Genomic DNA, 19,250 nt, shown 5'->3' with positions numbered 1-19,250 from the left:
TGGTTAAAATTTCTTACATTAAATCTTCGACGAAATTAACTAATTTGTCTTTTAGATCTTGGGTATTTTCTTTTAAAGCATTACCGTACACCGAAATATGATCTTTACTATCTTTCACTTTTCCAGCAATGGCAGTTACATGATCTAGATCTTCATCAGATAATTTATCAACCATCGCCATGATTTTTTCATTGCCGTCAAGTTTATCGCGAACAAAACCTTTTACTTGATGACGCTTTTTGGCATGGGCAAATTTTTCACCGGCAAACTTAACAGATAAAATAGCACCGCTGGCTACTACAGCACCGGCAACAGTTACGCCTAAAATAACTTTTGTTGAAGTTTTCATATTATCAGCTCCCTTTCCTTAATTGTACCACAGTGAAATTGAAAGCCGTAACAATATGAATTGACTATCTAAAAATCTCAAAAAAAAGGAAACTCGCGTCAATGAGTTTCCTTTTTCGCTATTAATCTCTGTTGCGACCACCAAATAAAATGATCAAACGCAACAACTGTAAAAAAGTACTTAAAGCTGCGGCCACATAAGTGAGTGCAGCAGCAAACAAAACTTTTTTGACCATGGGCACTTCTTCTTCAGTCAATAAATTTCCCGCCGATAAAATTTTGACCGCCCGTCTCGAGGCATCAAATTCTACTGGCAAAGTCACTAATTGAAATAAAAGGGCGAAAGAAAAAGCAAAAATTCCTAAGTAAATCAGCGTTTGATTGTAACTTAAAAGGACGCCAACTAAAATTAACGGAAAGGCAATCGTTGACCCAAGATTTGCTACTGGGACAATTGCATGGCGAATTTTCATAGGAATATAATTTTTTTGATCTTGGACGGCATGCCCACATTCATGAGCTGCTACGCCAATCGCTGCTACAGACATCGATTGAGCAGTACTTTCAGACAAGTTCAAAGTTTTATCTTTTGAATTGTAATTATCCGATAAATTCCCGGAAATCGGCCGAACCATGACATCAGTAATGCCACTGTCTTGCAAAATAAATTGAGCAGCTTGCGTTCCGGTAACATTTTTTCGACTGCGTACTTCGTCAAACTTTTTAAACGTACTGTTCACATAGGCCGAAGCTAACCCTGAAATAGCAATCCCAATAATTACTAAAATATACGTTGGATCCCAAAAAAATGGAAACATCCGACCACCTCCTGTTGAATTTTCTTCTATTCTCTTTTTAGTCTAACAAATTTTGGCTAATCTACCACTTTTTAATCTGCACCTTAAAGAAATTTAAACTTATTTTGTAGAAAAATCTCGAACAATAGTTTGCAACTGACGATAAATTTCTTCTGTTTCTGTCACATCTTTAGCTTTGGCACCTGATGCCATGGGATGACCGCCGCCATGATGTAATTTAGCTAGTTCATTAATAACTGGCCCTTTTGACCGAAAATGAACGCGGAACGTCCCATCTTCTTGGGCTACAAAAATTGTCCAAGCTTGTGCTTCTTCAATTTTCCCGGGTAAAGAAACAATCGACGAAACTTCTGCATCTACCACATCAAATTTTTTCATTACGTCGCTGTCTAACATTAAAACACCAGCGCCAAATTCATCTAAGGTCACATTTTCAAAAACATAGCCAAATAATTTAGCGATTTTCATCGGAACGGAGTCGAGTTTCCGATTTAATGCTGCAGCATCAAAAGAAAATTCTCGCAAAGCTGCGGCCATTCTTAACGTTTCGGGCGTTGTCCCTGGATATAAAAAGCGCCCCGTGTCACCAACAATCCCGGCATATAATAGTAGCGCCCCATTATCAGATAAGCTCAACTCGTCTTGATGTTGCAAATAAAAATCAGTAATCATCTCAGAACAAGAACTCGCATCGGTATTAACGTAGCAAATATCGCCATAAGGTTGATCGTTAGGATGGTGATCGATTTTAATCCATTTTTTCGCTAAATCATAATTTTCGCCATCAATTCGTGGTGTATCAGCGGTATCGACAATAATGGCCAGCGCCCCGTCATAATCTTTAGCCGTTACTGAATCCATTTTCGCCAAAAAGTCTAAACCATCCGTCGTTTCACCGGCAAGTAAAATCTTTTTAGCTGGAAAACTTGTTTTTAAAATTTCCCCAAGACCCGCTTGTGAACCGATGGCATCAGGATCAGGCCGTTGATGGCGGTGGATAATAATCGTCTCAAATTGTTTAATCATTTCTAAAATTTCGTCAGTAATATTCATTATTCGCGTAAAAACGCGTCACTTCCTTTTTTAAATTATTTATCTTTTATTTTTTTCCAGCCAACTTTGCCGCATTTAATCATTGGGAACGTTCCATCACTTGGCAAATCACGATGGATTTTGCCACAATACTGTTTTCCAAAAAGACCTCAATATCTAGTTTCGCACTGCGGCGGCCAATTTCTAAAATCCGTGGTCGAATTGACAGCTCACTTTCTAATTGAATCAATTTAAAATAATGCAAATTCACTTGTTCAATCAGCACATTGCGTTTTTGATGGGTCACCATAATGCGTTGGGTGACGGTAGTTATTAGTTCGCTTAAAACGCCAAAAGAAATCGTCCCTACTCCGTTAACCATTTGTGGCGTCACGACAAATTTATATTCAAAGCCGGTGGGCACTTTGGTTTCTTCAACTGTAATCACTTGACCGGAAATTTGGTCGGAAAAAGTATCAGTCATTTGCGGTTGCCGTTGCGCCAGTTGCATCGACTTCATCACATCACGGCGCGTAACAATCCCCATTAATGTCAAATCATCTTCCACTACAGGCATTACTTCTAGTCCGTCCCAAATCATTTGGTGCGAAACGCTCGCTACACTCGTTCCTTTTTTCACCGAATTTGGATCTTTAGTCATGGCTTTGTCGATGGTTTGTGCATCATTTTTCCCCACCACATCTTTGGCGGTAATCATGCCTAATAAACGTAAATGTTGATTCACCACTGGAAATCTGGAGTGACCTGAACTAGTGGCCATTTTTCGATAATCGGCGATTGTTTCAATTCCCCGCAAATAATTTGTTTTTTCTAGCGGCGTATAAATATCTGAAACCAGCATAATATCTTTTTTAATAAGCTGATCAGAAAGAGCGCGGTTAATCAATGTCGCCACCGTGAACGTATCATAAGTCGTCCGCAACACCGGCATATTCAACTCATCCGCTAAAGCAGCAATTTCAGGAGTTGTTTCAAAGCCACCGGTAATTAAGACCGCCGCGCCTAGTTGTAAGGCTAATTTTTGAACATCTAAACGATTGCCGACAATCATTAATGAATCTGGCGAAATGTAGCGTTCCATCGCCTCAACGGTCATAGCGCCAATCACAAATTTATTTAAATCCCGCTCTAATCCAACTGCACCGCCTAAAACATCGCCTTCTGTAATTTTTACCACTTCATTAAAAGTTAGTCGCTCGATATTTTTTTTAAGTTTGCGTTCAATCCGAATCGTACCAACTCTTTGAATAGTGGAAACAACACCAGCATTTTCGGCATCTTTAATGGCCCTGTATGCAGTTCCTTCGCTGACACTGAGATTTTTTGCAATACTACGCACACTAATCCGCTCACCCACTGGCAAAGCTTCGATAAATTGTAATATTTGATCGTGTTTGGTGGCCAACATTTTTCCTTCTCTCTATATAATCAGTTCTTCTTCAGCTTTTAGAATGCTCACGACACCGGCCGGTAAGCTTTTTGCAAATTTTTCTGGATCTTGTTTAATGGCTGGAAATGTATTGTAGTGAATGGGCAATACTTTTTTTGCCTCCACAGCTTTTGCAGCTTTAACGGCATCTTTTATCCCCATTGTAAAATTATCGCCAATCGGTAGCACCGCCAAATCAATTACAAAATCATCGGCAAGTAATTTCATATCAGAAAAATAAGCCGTATCTCCTGCCAAATAAATTGTTTTGCCATCTGCTTGTAAAATAAATCCCGCCGGTTCGCCTAAGTAAATAGTTTTTCCATCTTCAGTAAAACTAGAAGAATGTTGGGCTGTCACCATTTTAATGTGTCCAAATGGAAATTCAAAGCTTCCGCCAAGATTCATGCCGTGACTTTTCGCGCCATTTTTTTTAGCCCAACTAGCAAGTTCGGCAATGGCAATCACTGTCGCTTTATTTTTTTTAGCAATCGGCAGCAAATCTTGAATATGATCGTTATGGCCGTGCGTTGCTAAAATATAATCACAACTTATTTCCTCAGGTTTTACTGTACTCCAAGAATTTCCGGTAAAAAAAGGATCAACTAAAATTCTTGTTCCGTCATTTAAAATAACCGATAAAGTGGCATGTCCATGATAAATTATTTTCATTTGTTTGCTCCTTTCAATTCTTTAAGATAATTATAACAGATGAAACAATATAATAGTACAGAAAAAAACACCGACCTGAAAAAGCGTCGGTGTTGCAAAAAATATTTTAAAATTGGTCAATTAACATTTGGCGAATTTCAGCAAGAGATGGTTGACGTGGGTTCGCTGTCGTACATTGATCGTTGTAAACTAGATCAACTAATTTATCGATTGATCCGTCAAATTGTTCTTTGGTGACACCATTTCCTGACAAACTTGTGTCAACTTCTAAAGCTTTAGCTAAATCAGCAATTTTTTGGCAAAGAGCTTCAACTAATTCAGCATCTGTATTGCCTTTCAGATTTAAGGCCCGAGCAATATCAGCATAATCTTTTTGACCGCGATATACTTCGTAACGTGGGAATGGCGTCCGTTTAACATTGCCGGCAACTCCGTTAAACCGTACCACGTGTTGCATAGCAATTGTAATTGCTAAACCATGTGGCAAGCCGAATTCACCACCTGTTTTATGGGCAAATGAATGATTAATTCCTAAGAAGGCATTGGCAAAAGCCATCCCAGCTAAAGTCGCGGCATAATGCATATTTACTCGCGCCGTTTCGCCAGCTAACGTTGGATTTTTTGGATCGAATTTAAACGATTCTTCCAAGTTTTCAAAGACTAATTTAATGGCTTCAAGTGACCAAGGACGAGTAAAATCAGAAGCCATCACAGAAACATAAGATTCTAAAGCGTGGGATAAGCTATCTAATCCAGACAATGAAACCGTCCGACGTGGCACAGTCAGAACAAATTCAGGATCAACAATCGCCACTTGTGGGGTCAATTCATAATCTGCCAATGGATATTTTACATGAGTATTGTCATCAGTAATAACTGAAAATGGTGTAACTTCAGAACCAGTCCCTGATGTAGTTGGAATGGCGATTAATTTCGTTTCTGTTTGGTGATGGAAACGAACAATTCTCTTACGAATATCCATGAATTTTTGTTGGAGTTTGTAGAAAAGTTCAGAAACTTTTTCATAACTTTCTAAAAATCCAGCTTCTTGATCTAGTGAATATTCATAAATAAAACGAGCGATTTTGGCAGCATCTAAAGCTGATCCACCACCGATAGCAATAATTGTATCGGGTTTAAATTGTTGCAGTTGTTGGGCAATTTCAATTGTTTGTCCTAGAGTTGGGTCAGGGCGGACGTTGCCGTAAAGTGAAGTCTTAACTGTTTCGTCCCGCAATTCTAATTGGGAATAAACACTATCCACAAAGCCAAATTGCACCATACCAGGATCGGCCACGATAAAGACGCGATTCATTTCTTCCGCATCATCTTGTAAATAAGAAATGGCATTTTTTTCATAATAAACTTTTTCTGGCAACCGAACCCATTGCGGACGATTTCTCCGTTTGGCAACCGTTTTAACATTGATTAAGTCTGAGGTGGTTAAGTTATGTGACATTGAATTTTTCCCCCATGATCCAGTTCCTAAAGTTAAGCTTGCTTTCAGTGCGTCGGTGTAAATATCACCAATTCCACCGATGGAATCTGGTTGATTAACAATAATCCGCGCCGCATTAGTTTTTTCGGAAAACTCAGCTACAAATGGATCAGCTTGTGAACCGATTTGAATGGCTGCATTGTGTCCCGCCCCTTGATAAGCTAACAGTTGGGCAACAATCTGAATGCCTTCTTGTCGATCTGCTGCTTTATAGACCGATAATAATGGAGATAATTTTTCAGAAGAAAGTTTTTCGCCGATATTTTTAGCATCTAATTCAAATAATAAAACATCACATTCGGCAGGTAATTCAACGCCCGCTTGATCACAAATCCAGTGAGCAGACATTCCAGCGACGGCTCCATTTACACCGTGACCTTCATTAAAAACAAAGTCAGCTAATTTTTGATAATCTTTTTTCGGAACAATGTAAGAACCTTTTTCTACCATTTTAGCTAACCATTCATCATAAATTGGCGCTTCAACGACAGCTGAATTTTCTGTGGCACAAATCATCCCATTATCAAAACGTTTTGACAAAAGTAAATCTTCCACTGCCCGATCAATGTACGCTGTGTGATCCACATAAATCGCTCCGTTACCAGCACCGACACCTAGTGAAGGATTACCAGATTTCAAAGCGGCATTAACCATACCCGGTCCACCTGTTGCTAAAATCGAAGCAATATTTGGATTTTGGATTAAAGCTGTCGTGTTCTCTAAAGAAGGAACTTCCACCCATTGAATAATATCTTTAGGCGCTCCGGCGGCAACAGCGGCATCATACAAAATTTTAGCCGCATGACTGGAACATTTTTGCGCTTGAGGATGGAAAGCAAAAACAATTGCATTCCGGGTTTTTAAAGCCATTAATGATTTAAACATGGAAGTACTCGTTGGATTCGTGGTTGGGACAATCCCTGCTAACACACCAAGCGGGGCAGCAATTTGGACTTGACCTTTAATTTTATCTTCGCCGATAATCCCGACTGTTTTTTCATGTTTGATTAAATTGTAAATATTTTCAGTAGCAAAACGATTTTTCGTATCTTTATCTTCAACAACACCACGTTTGGTTTCGTCAACGGCTTCATGAGCCAACATTAAGGCAGCTTCGGAACCAGCTAAGGCAGCGGCTGCGACGATTTTATCTACTTGTTCTTGGGAAAAATGAGCATAGGCATTTTCTGCAACGAGTGCTTTTTGAACCAATGTATCGGTGTAGAGGCGAGCTTGTTCCATTTTAGCTGCTTTTTCTTCAGCAGTTGGTTTTGTTTTTGGGGCAATTGTTTTAGCCATATTAATTTCCTCCTGAATGTTGTTTAAAAACACTTTAGTGAAGTTCATCACTTGCTTACATTTGTTATCATACACAAATGAAAACCAAATTGCAAGTGTACATGTGATAAAAATCACACTTTTTTTTTACTTAAAGCGGGCATTTTTATGCTTTCACTAGGGAAATCCACAAAAATTAGCTTTTGTATGCTCTTTAATTCACAATGAGTTTGTGTAAAAAAATAAAAAAATTTTTTTCATTAAATAATTGATTCGCTTTCAATTTTGCGCCCGGCTTTAATAAAACAAGATTAAAAGTTTCTCATTTTAGAAAGTTCGCTTTTTCCCGTTATTTCAGCTAAAAAGTTGGATTAGCAACGATCACCAGTCGACCGCTACCTCACTCCCTTCCATTATTTGTGAAATTCAGCTGTTTTTTTGTTATTTTAAAAATTTATTCTCACGATTTATTAAAAATAAAACCTTGTAAAATCGCCATAATTTGCTTTTGACGGCGATTTTTGTAACAATTAGTAAGGAGATTTTCGGGTATTTTTAATTTTTAAGGAGGAAATGCGATGATTGAATTTAAACAAGTATCAAAGATATATAAAGGTGGCAAAATTGCCGTGGAAGATTTAAGTTTTTCCATTGAAGAAGGGGAATTTATTTGTTTCATCGGAACATCTGGCTCTGGTAAAACTACCACTATGCGCATGATTAACCGCATGACCGAACCGACAAGTGGCACCATTTTAATTAATGATGAAGATATCCATAAAGAAAATGCGGTGACTTTGCGGCGGAAAATCGGCTACGTTATTCAAAATGTGGGTCTCTTACCTCATTTAACGATTGGCGAAAATATTACCCTCGTTCCCCAATTATTAAATGTCGAAAAAGAAAAACGCCAAGCGATTGCCAAAAAAATGATTGCTTTAGTTGATCTGCCTGAAGAAATGTTGGCTCGGTACCCTCATGAACTTTCTGGAGGGCAACAACAAAGAATTGGTGTGATTCGCGCTTTAGCCGCCGATCAAAAAGTTATTTTAATGGATGAACCTTTTGGCGCTTTAGATCCTATAACACGTGATACGTTGCAAGATTTGGTGAAAGATTTACAAGTCCGCCTTGGAAAAACAATTGTCTTTGTCACCCATGATATGGATGAAGCTTTAAAATTAGCTAGTCGGATTGCCATTATGAGTGAAGGAAAAATTATTCAATTTGACACACCGGATAATATTTTACGACACCCGGCCAACGCTTTTGTAGAAGAACTGTTAGGGGCCGACCGCCTGTTACAAACAAAACCTGACATCACCACCGTCGGACAAGTGATGTTAGCCCACGCTGTTTCCATCACGCCAGAAAAATCTTTAGCTCAAGCCATCTCTTTAATGAGAGAAAAACGCGTCGACACATTATTAGTGGTAGATGAAGCCCAAGTTTTAAAAGGCTTTATTGATATTGAATCCATTGACGCCAAACGCAAAACCGCCACCAGTGTCGGCGATATTTTAAATACGCAAGTGTTTTACGTGCAACAGAGCGCTCTTTTAAGAGATACGTTGCAACGCATTTTAAAACGCGGCGTGAAATATGTCCCCGTGACTGATAGTAAAAAACGTTTGGTGGGCATTCTCACCCGCTCGTCTTTAGTCGATATTGTTTATGATGTTATTTTTGGTGAGGAAGAAACGTTGCAAGAAGCAGCTGCCAATCAAGAGGCAACTCCGGGAATTACGGAGGTGTTGAAATGACCGCATTTTTTAGAACTTATGGCGGTGAATTATTAGTAAAATTTGGTCAACATTTTTTAATTTCTTTTACAGCTTTAGCGTTGGGGATTATTATCGCCCTACCTTTAGGGATTTTGATTGCCCGAACAAAAACTTTAGCAAAAATCGTCATGGGGATTACTTCAGCCTTGCAAACCGTCCCTAGTCTAGCTCTTTTAGCCATAATGATTCCGATTTTTGGGATTGGTTTTACGCCAGCTGTTCTCGCGCTATTTATTTATTCACTGCTACCAATTATGCGTAATACTTTTTTGGCTATGAAAAATTTAAATCCCGACGTTATCGATGCCGGCGTTGGCATGGGGATGACCCGCCAACAATTATTATTTAAGGTGCAACTTCCTTTAGGGATTCCCACGATTATGGCCGGCGTGCGATTGGCTAGTGTGTATGTGATTGCTTGGGCCACTTTAGCTTCTTATATTGGTGCCGGTGGTTTAGGTGATTTTATTTTCCAAGGGTTAAATTTGTATCGTAGTGATTTGATTTTTGCCGGGACGATTCCGGTGACTATTATGGCTCTTTTGACGGATTATTTATTAAGCAAATTAGAACATCGCTTAACGCCGAAACCTTTGCTGGAGGTGAAGCAAGATGTTTAAAAAAATGACCAAACTTCTGGGTCTCCTAGGTGCTTTACTCCTGCTAGGTAGTTGTTCGCTGCCGGGTCTTGCCAGTAACCACGATAAAAATAATATTTCAATTATTGGTGGAATTACTACTGAGAGTCAGATTATGGCAGCCATGATTAGTCAACTTTTGGAACATGATGGCAATTTTGAAACTACACTAGTAAATAATTTGGCCACCACCAGTATTATTCATCAAGCGTTAGTCAATGGCGACGGCGATATTGCTGCTGCTCGTTACACAGGAACTGACTTAACGACTGTTTTAAATCAAGAGCCGGTCACCGATCCTCAAAAAGCACTTAGCTTAGTTCAAGCTGGTTTTCAGGAAAAATTTCACCAACAATACTTTCCTAGTTACGGTTTTGAAAATTCCTATGTTTTTCTAGTGACAAAAGAAACCGCCGAAAAATATCATTTGCAAAAAGTTTCTGATCTTCAAAATTATGCTGACGAGTTATCAGTCGGCGTAGACTCTTCTTGGCTGAATCGTAAAGGTGATGGCTATCCAGGCTTTATTTCTGCCTATGATTTTTCTTTTGCCAAAACTTATCCGATGCAAATTGGCTTAGTTTACGATGCTGTTGCAGCTGGGCAAATGGATGTCATCTTAGGTTATTCCACTGATGGACGAATCGCCAGTTATGACTTGGTGATGTTAGAAGACGACCGCCATTTCTTCCCGCCGTATGATTGTGCCATGGTGGTCAACGAATCACTTTTTGAAAAACATCCCGAAGCTGAAGGGATTTTGGAAAAATTGACTGGAAAAATTTCCACTGAAGAAATGCAAGAGTTGAATTATCAAGCCGATAACAACTTATTAGAACCTGCAGAAGTGGCCAAACGCTTCTTAGAAAGTCATAATTATTTTCAGGAGGTGGCAAAATGAAAGATTTAAATGTTTGGGAACAATTTTTCTATTATTTAAGAACTAACGGCGTTTATGTTTGGCAACAATTTTCCCGTCATTTCTTAATTGCCATTTATGGCGTTTTGTTTGCGGCGATTATTGCTATTCCATTGGGCATCTGGCTTTCTCGCCATAAAAAAATGGCGCCAGCTCTCATTACGCTTGCTAATATTATTCAAACCATTCCGTCGCTAGCGATGCTGTCGATTATTATGCTAGGCTTGGGGCTTGGCGTAAACACAGTTATTGCGACCATCTTTTTATATTCCTTGTTACCCATTTTAAAAAATACTTACACCGGCATGAATCAAGTCGATGGCGATATTTTAGATGCAGCTCGCGGGATGGGAATGACTCGTTGGCAACGATTAAAAATGGTGGAACTTCCCTTGAGTATTTCCGTAATTATGGCCGGTATTCGTAATGCTTTAGTGATTGCCATTGGGATTACGGCGATTGGCTCATTTGTAGGCGCCGGTGGCTTAGGCGATATTATTATTCGCGGCACTAACGCTACAGACGGCACAGCGATTATTTTAGTCGGCGCTCTACCAACTGCTTTAATGGCCATTTGTACCGATTTATTTTTAGGCATGATTGAACGAAAATTAACCCCTAATAAAAATTAAAAAATAGCAGAAAAAAGACCTTCCAAAAATTAAACTTTTGGAAGGTCTTTTCAATTGCACTTATTTTTCGGGCATTTTTTGCTAGCTTCTTGGAAAAAAGATAAACTATTTTGTGAGCGTTGCTCACTTCACATTTTCCTATTTTTCTGTCGAAGCTATTCAGCAAAAATTGCACCTATTTGATTAAATCATTTTTTTGGCGTCCGATATAAGCTAGCATGCCGCCGTCAACGTATAAAATTTGACCATTGACAAAATCACTGGCCGAACTAGCTAGAAAAACAGCCGGCCCTTGCAAATCCTCCGCCTCACCCCAGCGACCTTGTGGCGTTTTACTATAAATAAAAGCATCAAAAGGATGTCTCGAGCCATCTGCTTGGCGCTCTCTTAAGGGCGCAGTTTGACTAGTCGCGATATAGCCAGGCCCGATGCCATTACATTGAATATTAAACTCACCAAACTCGGCGCAAATATTTTTCGTTAACATCTTAAGGCCACCTTTAGCCGCTGCATATCCGGCGACCGTTTCGCGACCAAGTTCACTCATCATGGAACAAATATTAATGATTTTTCCGTGATTTTTTTCAATCATAGCAGGGATGACCGCTTTGGCTACGATAAATGGACCCGTCAGATCCACATCCACTACTTTTTTAAAATCTGCCGCTGCCATTTCTAGCATCTGTGTCCGCTGAATGATCCCGGCATTATTGACCAAAATATCAAGCGATCCTAAATCTTTTTCAATTTGAGCCACTAATTGCTCCACTGCTGCTTCGTCGGTAACGTCAGCCACATAACCGTGGGCAGCAAGCCCAATTTTATTGAAATTTTCCAAACCGCGGGCGACACTTTTTTCGCTAGTTGCGTTAAAAGCAATCTCGGCACCGGCTTTTCCCAACGCTTCAGCCATGGAAAAACCTATTCCGTGAGCCCCACCAGTTATTAAAGCCACTTGCCCTTTTAAATCAAATGTAGACATTTGAGACCTCCATTTCAGATAAAAAAAGACGGCACAGCACGTGTCGTCTTTTTTCATTTCAGAGAACTTATTTTTTGCTAGCTAAATTTGCCCTTTATTTATCAGGCAATTTTTGCTAGCTAAAATTGCACTTTATTCTGGTTGTTTACCGAATGATGCTAACATACCGCCGTCAACGTACAAGATGTGGCCGTTAACAAAGTTGCTGGCGTCGCTGGCTAAGAAAACACCAGGTCCTTGTAAGTCTTCAGTGTCGCCCCAACGTGCAGCTGGAGTTTTGTCGATAATGAATTGGTCAAATGGATGACGAGATCCGTCAGCTTGACGTTCACGCAATGGAGCAGTTTGAGGAGTGGCAAAGTAGCCAGGTCCAATGCCGTTACATTGAATATTTGCTTCACCAAATTCAGCACAAATATTTTTAGTCAACATTTTCAATCCGCCTTTTGCAGCAGCATAGCTAGAAACTGTTTCACGACCAAGTTCACTCATCATTGAACAAATGTTAATGATTTTGCCGTGGCCTTTTTTGATCATGCTTGGTAATACTGCTTTAGAAACGATAAATGGTCCGTTTAAGTCAATATCAATAACTTGACGGAAATCTTTAGCAGACATTTCTAACATTGGAATCCGTTTAATAATCCCAGCATTATTTACTAAAATATCAATCACGCCAACTTCTTTTTCAATTTGAGCAACAAGGTCGTTGATTTGGTCTTCATTGGTAACGTCAGCTACATAACCATGAGCGTCGATTCCGATTTCTTTATAAGAAGCAAGTCCTTTGTCAACTAATTCTTGTTTCACATCGTTAAAAACGATTTTTGCTCCAGCTTGTGCAAAAGCAGTAGCTAAAGAGAAGCCAATTCCGTAAGATGCGCCAGTAATTAACGCAACTTTTCCGTCTAAGCGGAAATTTTTCATATCAAATGCCATTATATTTTCCTTCTTTCTTTTATTAAATAATATTATTTCAAATCTTTCATGTCGACCATATCCATGTCGTCATAAGTGATGTTTTCGCCACACATTGCCCAAATAAATGAGTAATTAGAAGTACCAACACCAGAGTGAATTGACCAGCTTGGAGAAATAATTGCTTGGTCTTCAGACAAGACTAAGTGTTTTGTTTCGTCAGGTTTGCCCATCATATGGAAAACGCGAGTGTCGTCAGTCGCAAAGTCGAAGTAAACATAAGCTTCCATCCGACGTTCATGAGTGTGACAAGGCATTGTGTTCCAAGAAGAACCTGGTTCCAAAATGGTGTAACCCATTTGTAATTGACAGCTTTCGCAAATATTTGGATGAATGTATTGATAAATTTTCCGTTCGTTCATTGTGTTGCCTTCGCCAGTTTCACGAGGTTTTACTTGATCGATAGAAATTTTTACATTTGGATATACTTTATGAGCAGGTGTTGAAGAAATATAAAATTTAGCAGGGTTTTTAGCATCTTTAGATGAGAAAACAACATGTTTAGTTTCTTTCCCAATATAATAACCATCTTGTTTTTTCATATCATCTTTTTTGCCATCAATTTCAATGACACCAGGTCCACCGATGTTAATCACACCAAGTTCGCGACGTTCTAGGAAAAAATCAACACCTAATTCTTTAGACAAAGTAATTTCTAAAGGTTCAGTTGTTGGCGTTACGCCCCCGAAAATCATCCGGTCATTGTGAGTATAAGTTAAAGCAATTTCCCCAGGAACAAAGATTTTTTCTACTAAAAATTCCCGACGCAAATCTTCTGTTGAATAGTGACGGATATCTTCTGGTGAATGAGTGTAACGTGTTTCCATATTTTGGTTTGACATTTTAAAATCTCCTTATCGTATTATTTTTCCAGATCCAGCTTTCAAAAAGTTTTGGACCTCGAGTTCACTAAATTGATTACAGTCACCGTGGACTGTATGTTTTAAGGCCGATGCCGCGGTGCCAAAGTTAACCGTATCTTGCAAGGACCATTTTTGAATTAAACCGTGGAGGACTCCACCGGAAAAGGCATCGCCGCCGCCAACGCGATCGACAATCGGTTCAATATGATGCGTTCCTGATTCAAAATATTCTCCGTCTCCATTATAAATGGTTCCGGTCAAATCATTGCTTGAAGCTGATTGCACCTTACGATATGTCGCATAAAAAACTTCGATATTTGGAAAAAGTTGGTGCATTTTTTCGTAATAATATTGACGTTCTTCTTTAGAGTTAGCCTCGCCAGCAAATGGTTCAACATTTAATAAATATCGTGCATCCATCGATCCAGCTGAACAATAATCAACGAGTGGCAACATTTTTTGTAAAAATTGTCCGCATTCTTTTTGTGTCCATAACATGCCTCGATAATTGACATCAAAGCTTACTTTCACGCCAAGATTTCGTGCTGTTTGAGCAATTTCAATCGATAATTGTTGCCAAGCAGGCGATAACGCGGCGGTAATTCCTGACATATGCAAAACTTTAGCGTCTTGTAAGATTTTTTTTAAGTCCCATTGTAAAGAAGTGGTGGCAGCAAAGCTAGAGCCGGCGCGATCATAAATTACGCTAGCTGCCCGCTCAGAGACACCAGTTTCCATATAATAAGTTCCTAAACGTGGTCCATTGGTCACAACATAATCGGAATGCACACTGAATCGTTGCAAATGTTTTTTTACAGCCATACCCAAACCATTTTCCGGCACAACTGTAGCTAAATAAGCTTCGTGACCATAATTAGCTAGAGAAATAGCGACATTCGCCTCGCCGCCACCATAATGAACTTGCAAATCTTCGGCCAATTGCAACCGAGCGCCCAATGTGGTGGAAAGTCGCAGCATGATTTCGCCAAGTGTTACGACTTTTGCCATCTATTTAATACCTTTAATTTCCTTGAACTTAGCAACATATTGTTTCGCTACTTCAGTCACTTGATCAAAGTCGCCCGTTTCAACAGGAGCTAATAAATTCCCGCCAACGCCAACTGTTACAACGCCTGCTTTAAACCATTCAGCCATATTATCAAGACTTACGCCACCTGTTGGCATAATTGACAAATAAGGTAGTGGAGCAGTGAAAGCTTTAATAATACTTGGACCGTATGCTGAACCTGGGAACAATTTGATAATATCGGCGCCAGCTTTTAAAGCATTTTTCATTTCAGTAATGGTCATGCAACCTGGCAAGTAAGGAATTTGATACAAGTTACAGATTTCAGCTGTTTCTTGGTCAAATGTTGGGCTGACAATAAATTTAGCACCAGCCATAATAGCTAGACGCGCTGTGATGGCATCAAGAACAGTTCCAGCTCCCACAACAACTTCAGCGTCATCAGCATATTTTTCTACCAATTCAGCAATGGCTTGATCCGCATTTGGCACGGTGAAAGTTAATTCGATTCCCTTCATGCCACCAGCGATAATTGCATCGACAGCTTTAATAGCTTCTGCTTTGTCTTTTCCCCGGACTACAGCAATCACTCCGGACTGTTCAATCTTTTGTAATAATTCTACACGTTTCATAAAAGACCCTCTTTTCTTATTTGGAAATTTGCTTTTCTATAAAGAAACTACACTTTTATTATACTAAGCTTGAGAAATTTAGCAAGCGACATCAATTAAATTTTGGCAAGTTCTCATAAATTGTTTGGAAAAATCTTTGAAAATTCCTGATTTACCGATTTTTTAGCTTTTTCCGCTAAGTTTTTTCTCTAATTTTTCTTTTGTTTTTAATACTTCTTCAATCATAAATTCTTTTTTTTCGGAGTTCAATCGATATTTAGGAATTGAAATCGAAAAGGCGCCGCGAATTTGATGATCAACAACTAGGGCTGCTCCTACGCAAAAAATATCATTTTCCATTTCTTCATCGTCAAAAGCGACTCGCGTTTTTTCAATCGTTTGCAATTCATTTTTCAAACGTAATGGATTAGTAATTGTATTTTCGGTATAGGCCTTAAGCGGTGTTGTTTGGGTCAAATAATCTTCCAGTTGGCCTTCTGGAAAATTGGCCAAGACCGCTTTGCCCATAGCGGATGAATAAAGTGGCCGGGTAACGCCAACTTTTGAAGACATGCGAATATTTTGGTTTTTCGGCTCCAACTTGTCTACATATAAAATCGTATTATTTTCTAGGATGCCCAGATGAATCGTTTCATCAATTTTTTGCTGCAATTGATGTAAAAAAGGTTTAGCAATTTCTGATAAATTCATTTGCGAAAGACTCGCACTGGCAAAATGGAAAAATTTTGTCCCTAGTGAAAATTCTTTTTGTTCATTTCTGTCCACATAATGAATGATTAACAGGGTGTCTAAAATTTTTAAAGTGGTCGATGAGGTTAATTCGCAGGCTTTAGCAATTTCTTGTAGCTTCGAGCGGGGATGTTCGGCTAAAAAATCTAAAATCAGCGCTGCTTTTAAGAGGACTGTGCCATATGGTTTGCTATCCAAGATTCTTTCCTCCTTCCAAGAGAATATTTCCTTATAAGAAAATTGTATTCTATTTAAGAAATTTGTCAAGAATTTTATTAAACGCCTTTTTCTAATTTGTGCTAAAATGAAATCGTAAGCATCAATGATTCAGCAAATAAATAAATTACAAAGAAAGCTGTGAAATTATGATCCGTTACGAAGCCCAACCAACAAGTTTGCTCCATACGAATAGTTTTCAAACATTCTATCCTTCTGTTCTTGGCTATTTAAAAGTCGAAGTTCCTGTGAATCTTCAGCGTTTCACTGAAGCTGTTGAAAAAATGTCTAAAGTCTTTCCGCAAATTTTTTGCCGTTACGAATTAAGTGACAATTATTTTTATCCGGTTACCGAGACAGCTGCAACGATCATTCATCAACTAGATAGCGAGGAAAGTCCCTTTACCTTCCCGCTTGATTTTTTAAAGAAACCGCAGCTAGAAATTTTCTTGCGGACAAAAAAAGACTTTCAAGAAATTTTCTTTCTAGAAAGTCATATTGTGGCAGACGGTGCCGGTTTAAAGCTGGTCATGGCTTGCATTCTAGCTTTTTACAATAATCCGGATACAAGTTTTGGGAAAAATCATCAAGATTTAAATGAAGTCGTCGCACATGTGCCAAAAGACTTTTTAAATGAAGCCAAGCGCCAAGACACAACAGGGATTACATTGGATTTACCTTTCCCAGAAACTAGTGAATCTGCTTTTTACGCCGTTCAACATGTGGCGCTAGATGAATTGCAATTTGCTCACCTCCACGAAGCAACGAAAAAAAATAACCTAACATTAAATGACGTGATGCTCACTTCATTTATGCGGATTTTAGCCAAATATAATCCAGAAGCTGCTAAAATTCCACTAGCTTGCCCGACGGATACTCGCCAATTTTTACCGAAAAGTCTGAAACACGAACTTCATATTGGTAATTTCACTGCCCGTTATAATCCACAACCTGAGATTTCTTATAAAGAAAGTTTTCTAGCATCCGGGAAAAAAGTCCATGACGAAATGAAGTTTCTTAAAGATCACTATCAATTTTTGCAATCGACTTTAACAATTATTGAAAATTATCAAACCCAAACTCTCCTCCAGTTGCGAGAAGATGCTAAAAAAAATTACCATATGCGGAGTATTTCTTATACTAATATGTCGCAACTTTCCAGCCAACAGTTTTCCTTAAAAGAAAATACAATTCTTGAAGCTTACACTTCAGGTGCGTTTCGTAAGACGCCTATGTTTCAAGTTTGCTTTAGCAGTTTTTCTGGCCGTTTAAATTTAGTCGCTAATGTAATTGGAGACGACAAACAACAACAATTTGCCAAAGAATTATTACAAGAAATTAAAAATGAACTTTTAACACTTTAAAAAAAATCTGCTTACTGTTTGCGTCAGTAAGCAGATTTTTTATTTTAGCGCCATTCCTCTGGGCTAGTCGCTAGAAAATCAGCTGCTCTTTCTGCCCCGTAATAGTCCGTTAAAAATTCTTTTTTGTATTGCCAAAATTGTTCCGGTCCGGCATTTATTTTTTGACGAATCTCTTCGACTGTCCGAACTACAAAACGCTCATTATGAATCGATGCTAAGACAAGGCCAGTCGTTTCATTAGCTTTAAATAAATGACGCAAATAAGCCCGCGTGTGGTGTTGGCAAGTATAACAATCACAATTTTGATCAATCGGTTGAAAATCTTCGGCAAATTTCAAATTTTTAATATTGATGCGACCGCCATACGTGTAAAGCGCCCCGTTGCGAGCTTGGCGAGTTGGGGCCACGCAGTCAAATGTATCACACCCAAATTCAGCGCCTAAAAATAAATCCGCCGGTTGAGCCCCCATCCCTAACAAATGGCGCGGTTTATTTTCAGGTAACGTGCCATTGACCCAAGTTAAAACATCTGGTAATTCTTCTGGTTGAAAAGTACCGCCAATCCCAAATCCGTCAAATTGCGCCCCAGTTTCTAAGGTCAACTCCCCTAAAAATCCCGCACTTTCTAAACGAAAATCTTCTTCTCGTGCTCCTTGAACAACCCCAAAGAGAGCTTGCAAGTTTTCACCAGCGGCTACATGTTGTTGATTTAATTCTTCGTGGCGAATTAGACCACGTTTCGCCCAAGCATGTGTGGTATCCATAGCTTCTTTAATTTGTTCCCGGCCCGATAATGGCGAGGTCAATTGATCAAAGGACATATGAATATCGGCGCCGATTTTATGTTGGAGCTCCATGGAAATTTCAGGTGACATAAAAATTCGATCGCCATTTAAATGACTTTTAAACCAAACGCCATCTTTTTCTACTTTAGATAATTGATCCGGACTCATAACGGCATTTTCCGATGAACCTTTCGTCGTATGACTGGTAGCATCAAGGCCTTTTTTATAAGCCATCCCTAAAGAAAACACTTGAAAGCCACCGGAATCAGTGTAGAGGGGTTTATGATAATTCATAAATTGATGAATTCCGCCAGCGGCCGCAATTAAATTGGCACCGGGGCGCAACATTAAATGATACGTATTACTTAATATCGATTGGGCGCCTAGCTCGTCAATTTCCGCATTGGTCAAAGTTTTCATCGTTGCTGCCGTGGCCGCACCGATATAAGCCGGCGTTTGAATGACTCCATGAGGGGTCGTAATGGTTCCTGTCCGGGCTAACGTGCCGGGGATTTTATTTTTAATCGTGAAATCTAACGCTTTATCCAAAATAGTTACTCCTTTAATTTTTATCTTCGTGCCTCGATTATACCATTTTCTAGAGG

General features: G+C 39.1%; 18 protein-coding genes. 5 read left to right on the top strand and 13 right to left on the bottom strand.

The window, feature by feature from the left end:
• Nucleotides 1-13: 13 nt before the first annotated feature.
• From BQ5341_RS04055 to adhE, 6 genes are all read right to left on the bottom strand, one after another.
• Nucleotides 14-349 carry a hypothetical protein gene (locus BQ5341_RS04055; RefSeq protein ID WP_071130750.1) on the bottom strand — a complete coding sequence of 112 codons (336 nt, stop codon included), beginning with the start codon at nt 347-349 and terminating at the stop codon, nt 14-16.
• 121 nt (nt 350-470) lie between these two features.
• Nucleotides 471-1,166 carry a zinc metallopeptidase gene (locus BQ5341_RS04050; RefSeq protein ID WP_071130749.1) on the bottom strand — a complete coding sequence of 232 codons (696 nt, stop codon included), beginning with the start codon at nt 1,164-1,166 and terminating at the stop codon, nt 471-473.
• 99 nt (nt 1,167-1,265) lie between these two features.
• Entirely contained in the window at nt 1,266-2,219 is a 954-nt protein-coding gene (locus BQ5341_RS04045; RefSeq protein ID WP_071130748.1) for a DHH family phosphoesterase, read from the bottom strand.
• Between the two features lie 79 nt (nt 2,220-2,298).
• The gene (locus BQ5341_RS04040) at nt 2,299-3,624 is read right to left on the bottom strand and encodes a DRTGG domain-containing protein (protein ID WP_071130864.1); all 1,326 of its coding nucleotides are present in this window, start codon (nt 3,622-3,624) and stop codon (nt 2,299-2,301) included.
• A 15-nt stretch (nt 3,625-3,639) separates the two neighbouring features.
• Nucleotides 3,640-4,320, bottom strand: a complete 681-nt coding sequence (locus tag BQ5341_RS04035) for a metal-dependent hydrolase (RefSeq protein WP_071130747.1) — start codon at nt 4,318-4,320, stop codon at nt 3,640-3,642.
• 106 nt (nt 4,321-4,426) lie between these two features.
• Complete coding sequence (adhE, locus tag BQ5341_RS04030) at nt 4,427-7,117, bottom strand: bifunctional acetaldehyde-CoA/alcohol dehydrogenase (RefSeq protein WP_071130746.1); 2,691 nt, start codon at nt 7,115-7,117, stop codon at nt 4,427-4,429.
• A gap of 557 nt (nt 7,118-7,674) precedes the next feature.
• Between adhE and BQ5341_RS04025 the strand changes: the two genes are divergently transcribed.
• From BQ5341_RS04025 to BQ5341_RS04010, 4 genes are read left to right on the top strand one after another with little or no spacing between them, the layout of a single operon-like run.
• Nucleotides 7,675-8,859: a betaine/proline/choline family ABC transporter ATP-binding protein gene (locus BQ5341_RS04025; RefSeq protein WP_071130745.1), complete on the top strand. Its 1,185-nt coding sequence runs from the start codon at nt 7,675-7,677 to the stop codon at nt 8,857-8,859.
• Nucleotides 8,856-9,500 (top strand): ABC transporter permease, encoded by a 645-nt coding sequence (locus BQ5341_RS04020; protein ID WP_071130744.1) that lies wholly within the window; start codon nt 8,856-8,858, stop codon nt 9,498-9,500. The genes BQ5341_RS04025 and BQ5341_RS04020 overlap by 4 nt, the downstream gene beginning before the upstream one ends.
• On the top strand, nt 9,493-10,419 hold the full coding sequence (locus BQ5341_RS04015) for an osmoprotectant ABC transporter substrate-binding protein (protein ID WP_071130743.1): 927 nt from the start codon (nt 9,493-9,495) through the stop codon (nt 10,417-10,419). The genes BQ5341_RS04020 and BQ5341_RS04015 overlap by 8 nt, the downstream gene beginning before the upstream one ends.
• Complete coding sequence (locus tag BQ5341_RS04010) at nt 10,416-11,069, top strand: ABC transporter permease (RefSeq protein ID WP_071130742.1); 654 nt, start codon at nt 10,416-10,418, stop codon at nt 11,067-11,069. The genes BQ5341_RS04015 and BQ5341_RS04010 overlap by 4 nt, the downstream gene beginning before the upstream one ends.
• Nucleotides 11,070-11,244: 175 nt before the next feature.
• On the opposite strand, the gene BQ5341_RS04000 is transcribed toward BQ5341_RS04010, so the two are convergent.
• The 6 genes from BQ5341_RS04000 to BQ5341_RS03975 all read right to left on the bottom strand — a co-directional run bounded on the left by BQ5341_RS04000 (nt 11,245) and on the right by BQ5341_RS03975 (nt 16,481).
• Nucleotides 11,245-12,051, bottom strand: a complete 807-nt coding sequence (locus tag BQ5341_RS04000; protein ID WP_071130740.1) for a gluconate 5-dehydrogenase — start codon at nt 12,049-12,051, stop codon at nt 11,245-11,247.
• Nucleotides 12,052-12,183: 132 nt separating this feature from the next.
• The gene (locus BQ5341_RS03995) at nt 12,184-12,978 is read right to left on the bottom strand and encodes a gluconate 5-dehydrogenase (RefSeq protein ID WP_071130863.1); all 795 of its coding nucleotides are present in this window, start codon (nt 12,976-12,978) and stop codon (nt 12,184-12,186) included.
• Between the two features lie 44 nt (nt 12,979-13,022).
• Complete coding sequence (gene kduI, locus BQ5341_RS03990) at nt 13,023-13,871, bottom strand: 5-dehydro-4-deoxy-D-glucuronate isomerase (RefSeq protein ID WP_071130739.1); 849 nt, start codon at nt 13,869-13,871, stop codon at nt 13,023-13,025.
• Between the two features lie 12 nt (nt 13,872-13,883).
• Nucleotides 13,884-14,900, bottom strand: a complete 1,017-nt coding sequence (locus BQ5341_RS03985) for a sugar kinase (protein ID WP_071130738.1) — start codon at nt 14,898-14,900, stop codon at nt 13,884-13,886.
• On the bottom strand, nt 14,901-15,551 hold the full coding sequence (locus BQ5341_RS03980) for a bifunctional 4-hydroxy-2-oxoglutarate aldolase/2-dehydro-3-deoxy-phosphogluconate aldolase (RefSeq protein ID WP_071130737.1): 651 nt from the start codon (nt 15,549-15,551) through the stop codon (nt 14,901-14,903).
• Between the two features lie 162 nt (nt 15,552-15,713).
• On the bottom strand, nt 15,714-16,481 hold the full coding sequence (locus tag BQ5341_RS03975) for an IclR family transcriptional regulator (protein WP_071130862.1): 768 nt from the start codon (nt 16,479-16,481) through the stop codon (nt 15,714-15,716).
• A 164-nt stretch (nt 16,482-16,645) separates the two neighbouring features.
• On the opposite strand from BQ5341_RS03975, the gene BQ5341_RS03970 reads away from it, so the two are divergent.
• Entirely contained in the window at nt 16,646-17,860 is a 1,215-nt protein-coding gene (locus tag BQ5341_RS03970; protein WP_071130736.1) for a hypothetical protein, read from the top strand.
• Nucleotides 17,861-17,904: 44 nt separating this feature from the next.
• Here the strand turns inward: BQ5341_RS03970 and tgt are convergent, their stop codons facing one another.
• Nucleotides 17,905-19,194, bottom strand: coding sequence for a tRNA guanosine(34) transglycosylase Tgt (tgt, locus tag BQ5341_RS03965; RefSeq protein WP_071130735.1), 1,290 nt, complete (start codon nt 19,192-19,194; stop codon nt 17,905-17,907).
• Nucleotides 19,195-19,250: the final 56 nt, after the last annotated feature.

Origin of the sequence: Enterococcus timonensis, from assembly GCF_900104595.1 — a bacterium.
GTDB lineage: Bacteria > Bacillota > Bacilli > Lactobacillales > Enterococcaceae > Enterococcus_J > Enterococcus_J timonensis.
The sequence above is the reverse complement of the archived record's forward strand: the minus strand, read 5'-3'. Positions and strand labels throughout refer to the sequence as shown.

Excerpts from the sequence above, each read along its gene's own strand:
- BQ5341_RS04010 (WP_071130742.1), top strand. The coding sequence starts at position 10,416 with ATGAAAGATTTAAATGTTTGGGAACAATTTTTCTATTATTTAAGAACT.
- BQ5341_RS04025 (WP_071130745.1), top strand. The coding sequence starts at position 7,675 with ATGATTGAATTTAAACAAGTATCAAAGATATATAAAGGTGGCAAAATT.
- adhE (WP_071130746.1), bottom strand. The coding sequence starts at position 7,117 with ATGGCTAAAACAATTGCCCCAAAAACAAAACCAACTGCTGAAGAAAAA.
- BQ5341_RS04035 (WP_071130747.1), bottom strand. The coding sequence starts at position 4,320 with ATGAAAATAATTTATCATGGACATGCCACTTTATCGGTTATTTTAAAT.
- BQ5341_RS04015 (WP_071130743.1), top strand. The coding sequence starts at position 9,493 with ATGTTTAAAAAAATGACCAAACTTCTGGGTCTCCTAGGTGCTTTACTC.
- BQ5341_RS04020 (WP_071130744.1), top strand. The coding sequence starts at position 8,856 with ATGACCGCATTTTTTAGAACTTATGGCGGTGAATTATTAGTAAAATTT.
- BQ5341_RS03980 (WP_071130737.1), bottom strand. The coding sequence starts at position 15,551 with ATGAAACGTGTAGAATTATTACAAAAGATTGAACAGTCCGGAGTGATT.
- BQ5341_RS03995 (WP_071130863.1), bottom strand. The coding sequence starts at position 12,978 with ATGAAAAATTTCCGCTTAGACGGAAAAGTTGCGTTAATTACTGGCGCA.
- BQ5341_RS04045 (WP_071130748.1), bottom strand. The coding sequence starts at position 2,219 with ATGAATATTACTGACGAAATTTTAGAAATGATTAAACAATTTGAGACG.
- kduI (WP_071130739.1), bottom strand. The coding sequence starts at position 13,871 with ATGTCAAACCAAAATATGGAAACACGTTACACTCATTCACCAGAAGAT.
- BQ5341_RS04050 (WP_071130749.1), bottom strand. The coding sequence starts at position 1,166 with ATGTTTCCATTTTTTTGGGATCCAACGTATATTTTAGTAATTATTGGG.
- BQ5341_RS03985 (WP_071130738.1), bottom strand. The coding sequence starts at position 14,900 with ATGGCAAAAGTCGTAACACTTGGCGAAATCATGCTGCGACTTTCCACC.
- BQ5341_RS03970 (WP_071130736.1), top strand. The coding sequence starts at position 16,646 with ATGATCCGTTACGAAGCCCAACCAACAAGTTTGCTCCATACGAATAGT.
- BQ5341_RS04055 (WP_071130750.1), bottom strand. The coding sequence starts at position 349 with ATGAAAACTTCAACAAAAGTTATTTTAGGCGTAACTGTTGCCGGTGCT.
- BQ5341_RS04000 (WP_071130740.1), bottom strand. The coding sequence starts at position 12,051 with ATGTCTACATTTGATTTAAAAGGGCAAGTGGCTTTAATAACTGGTGGG.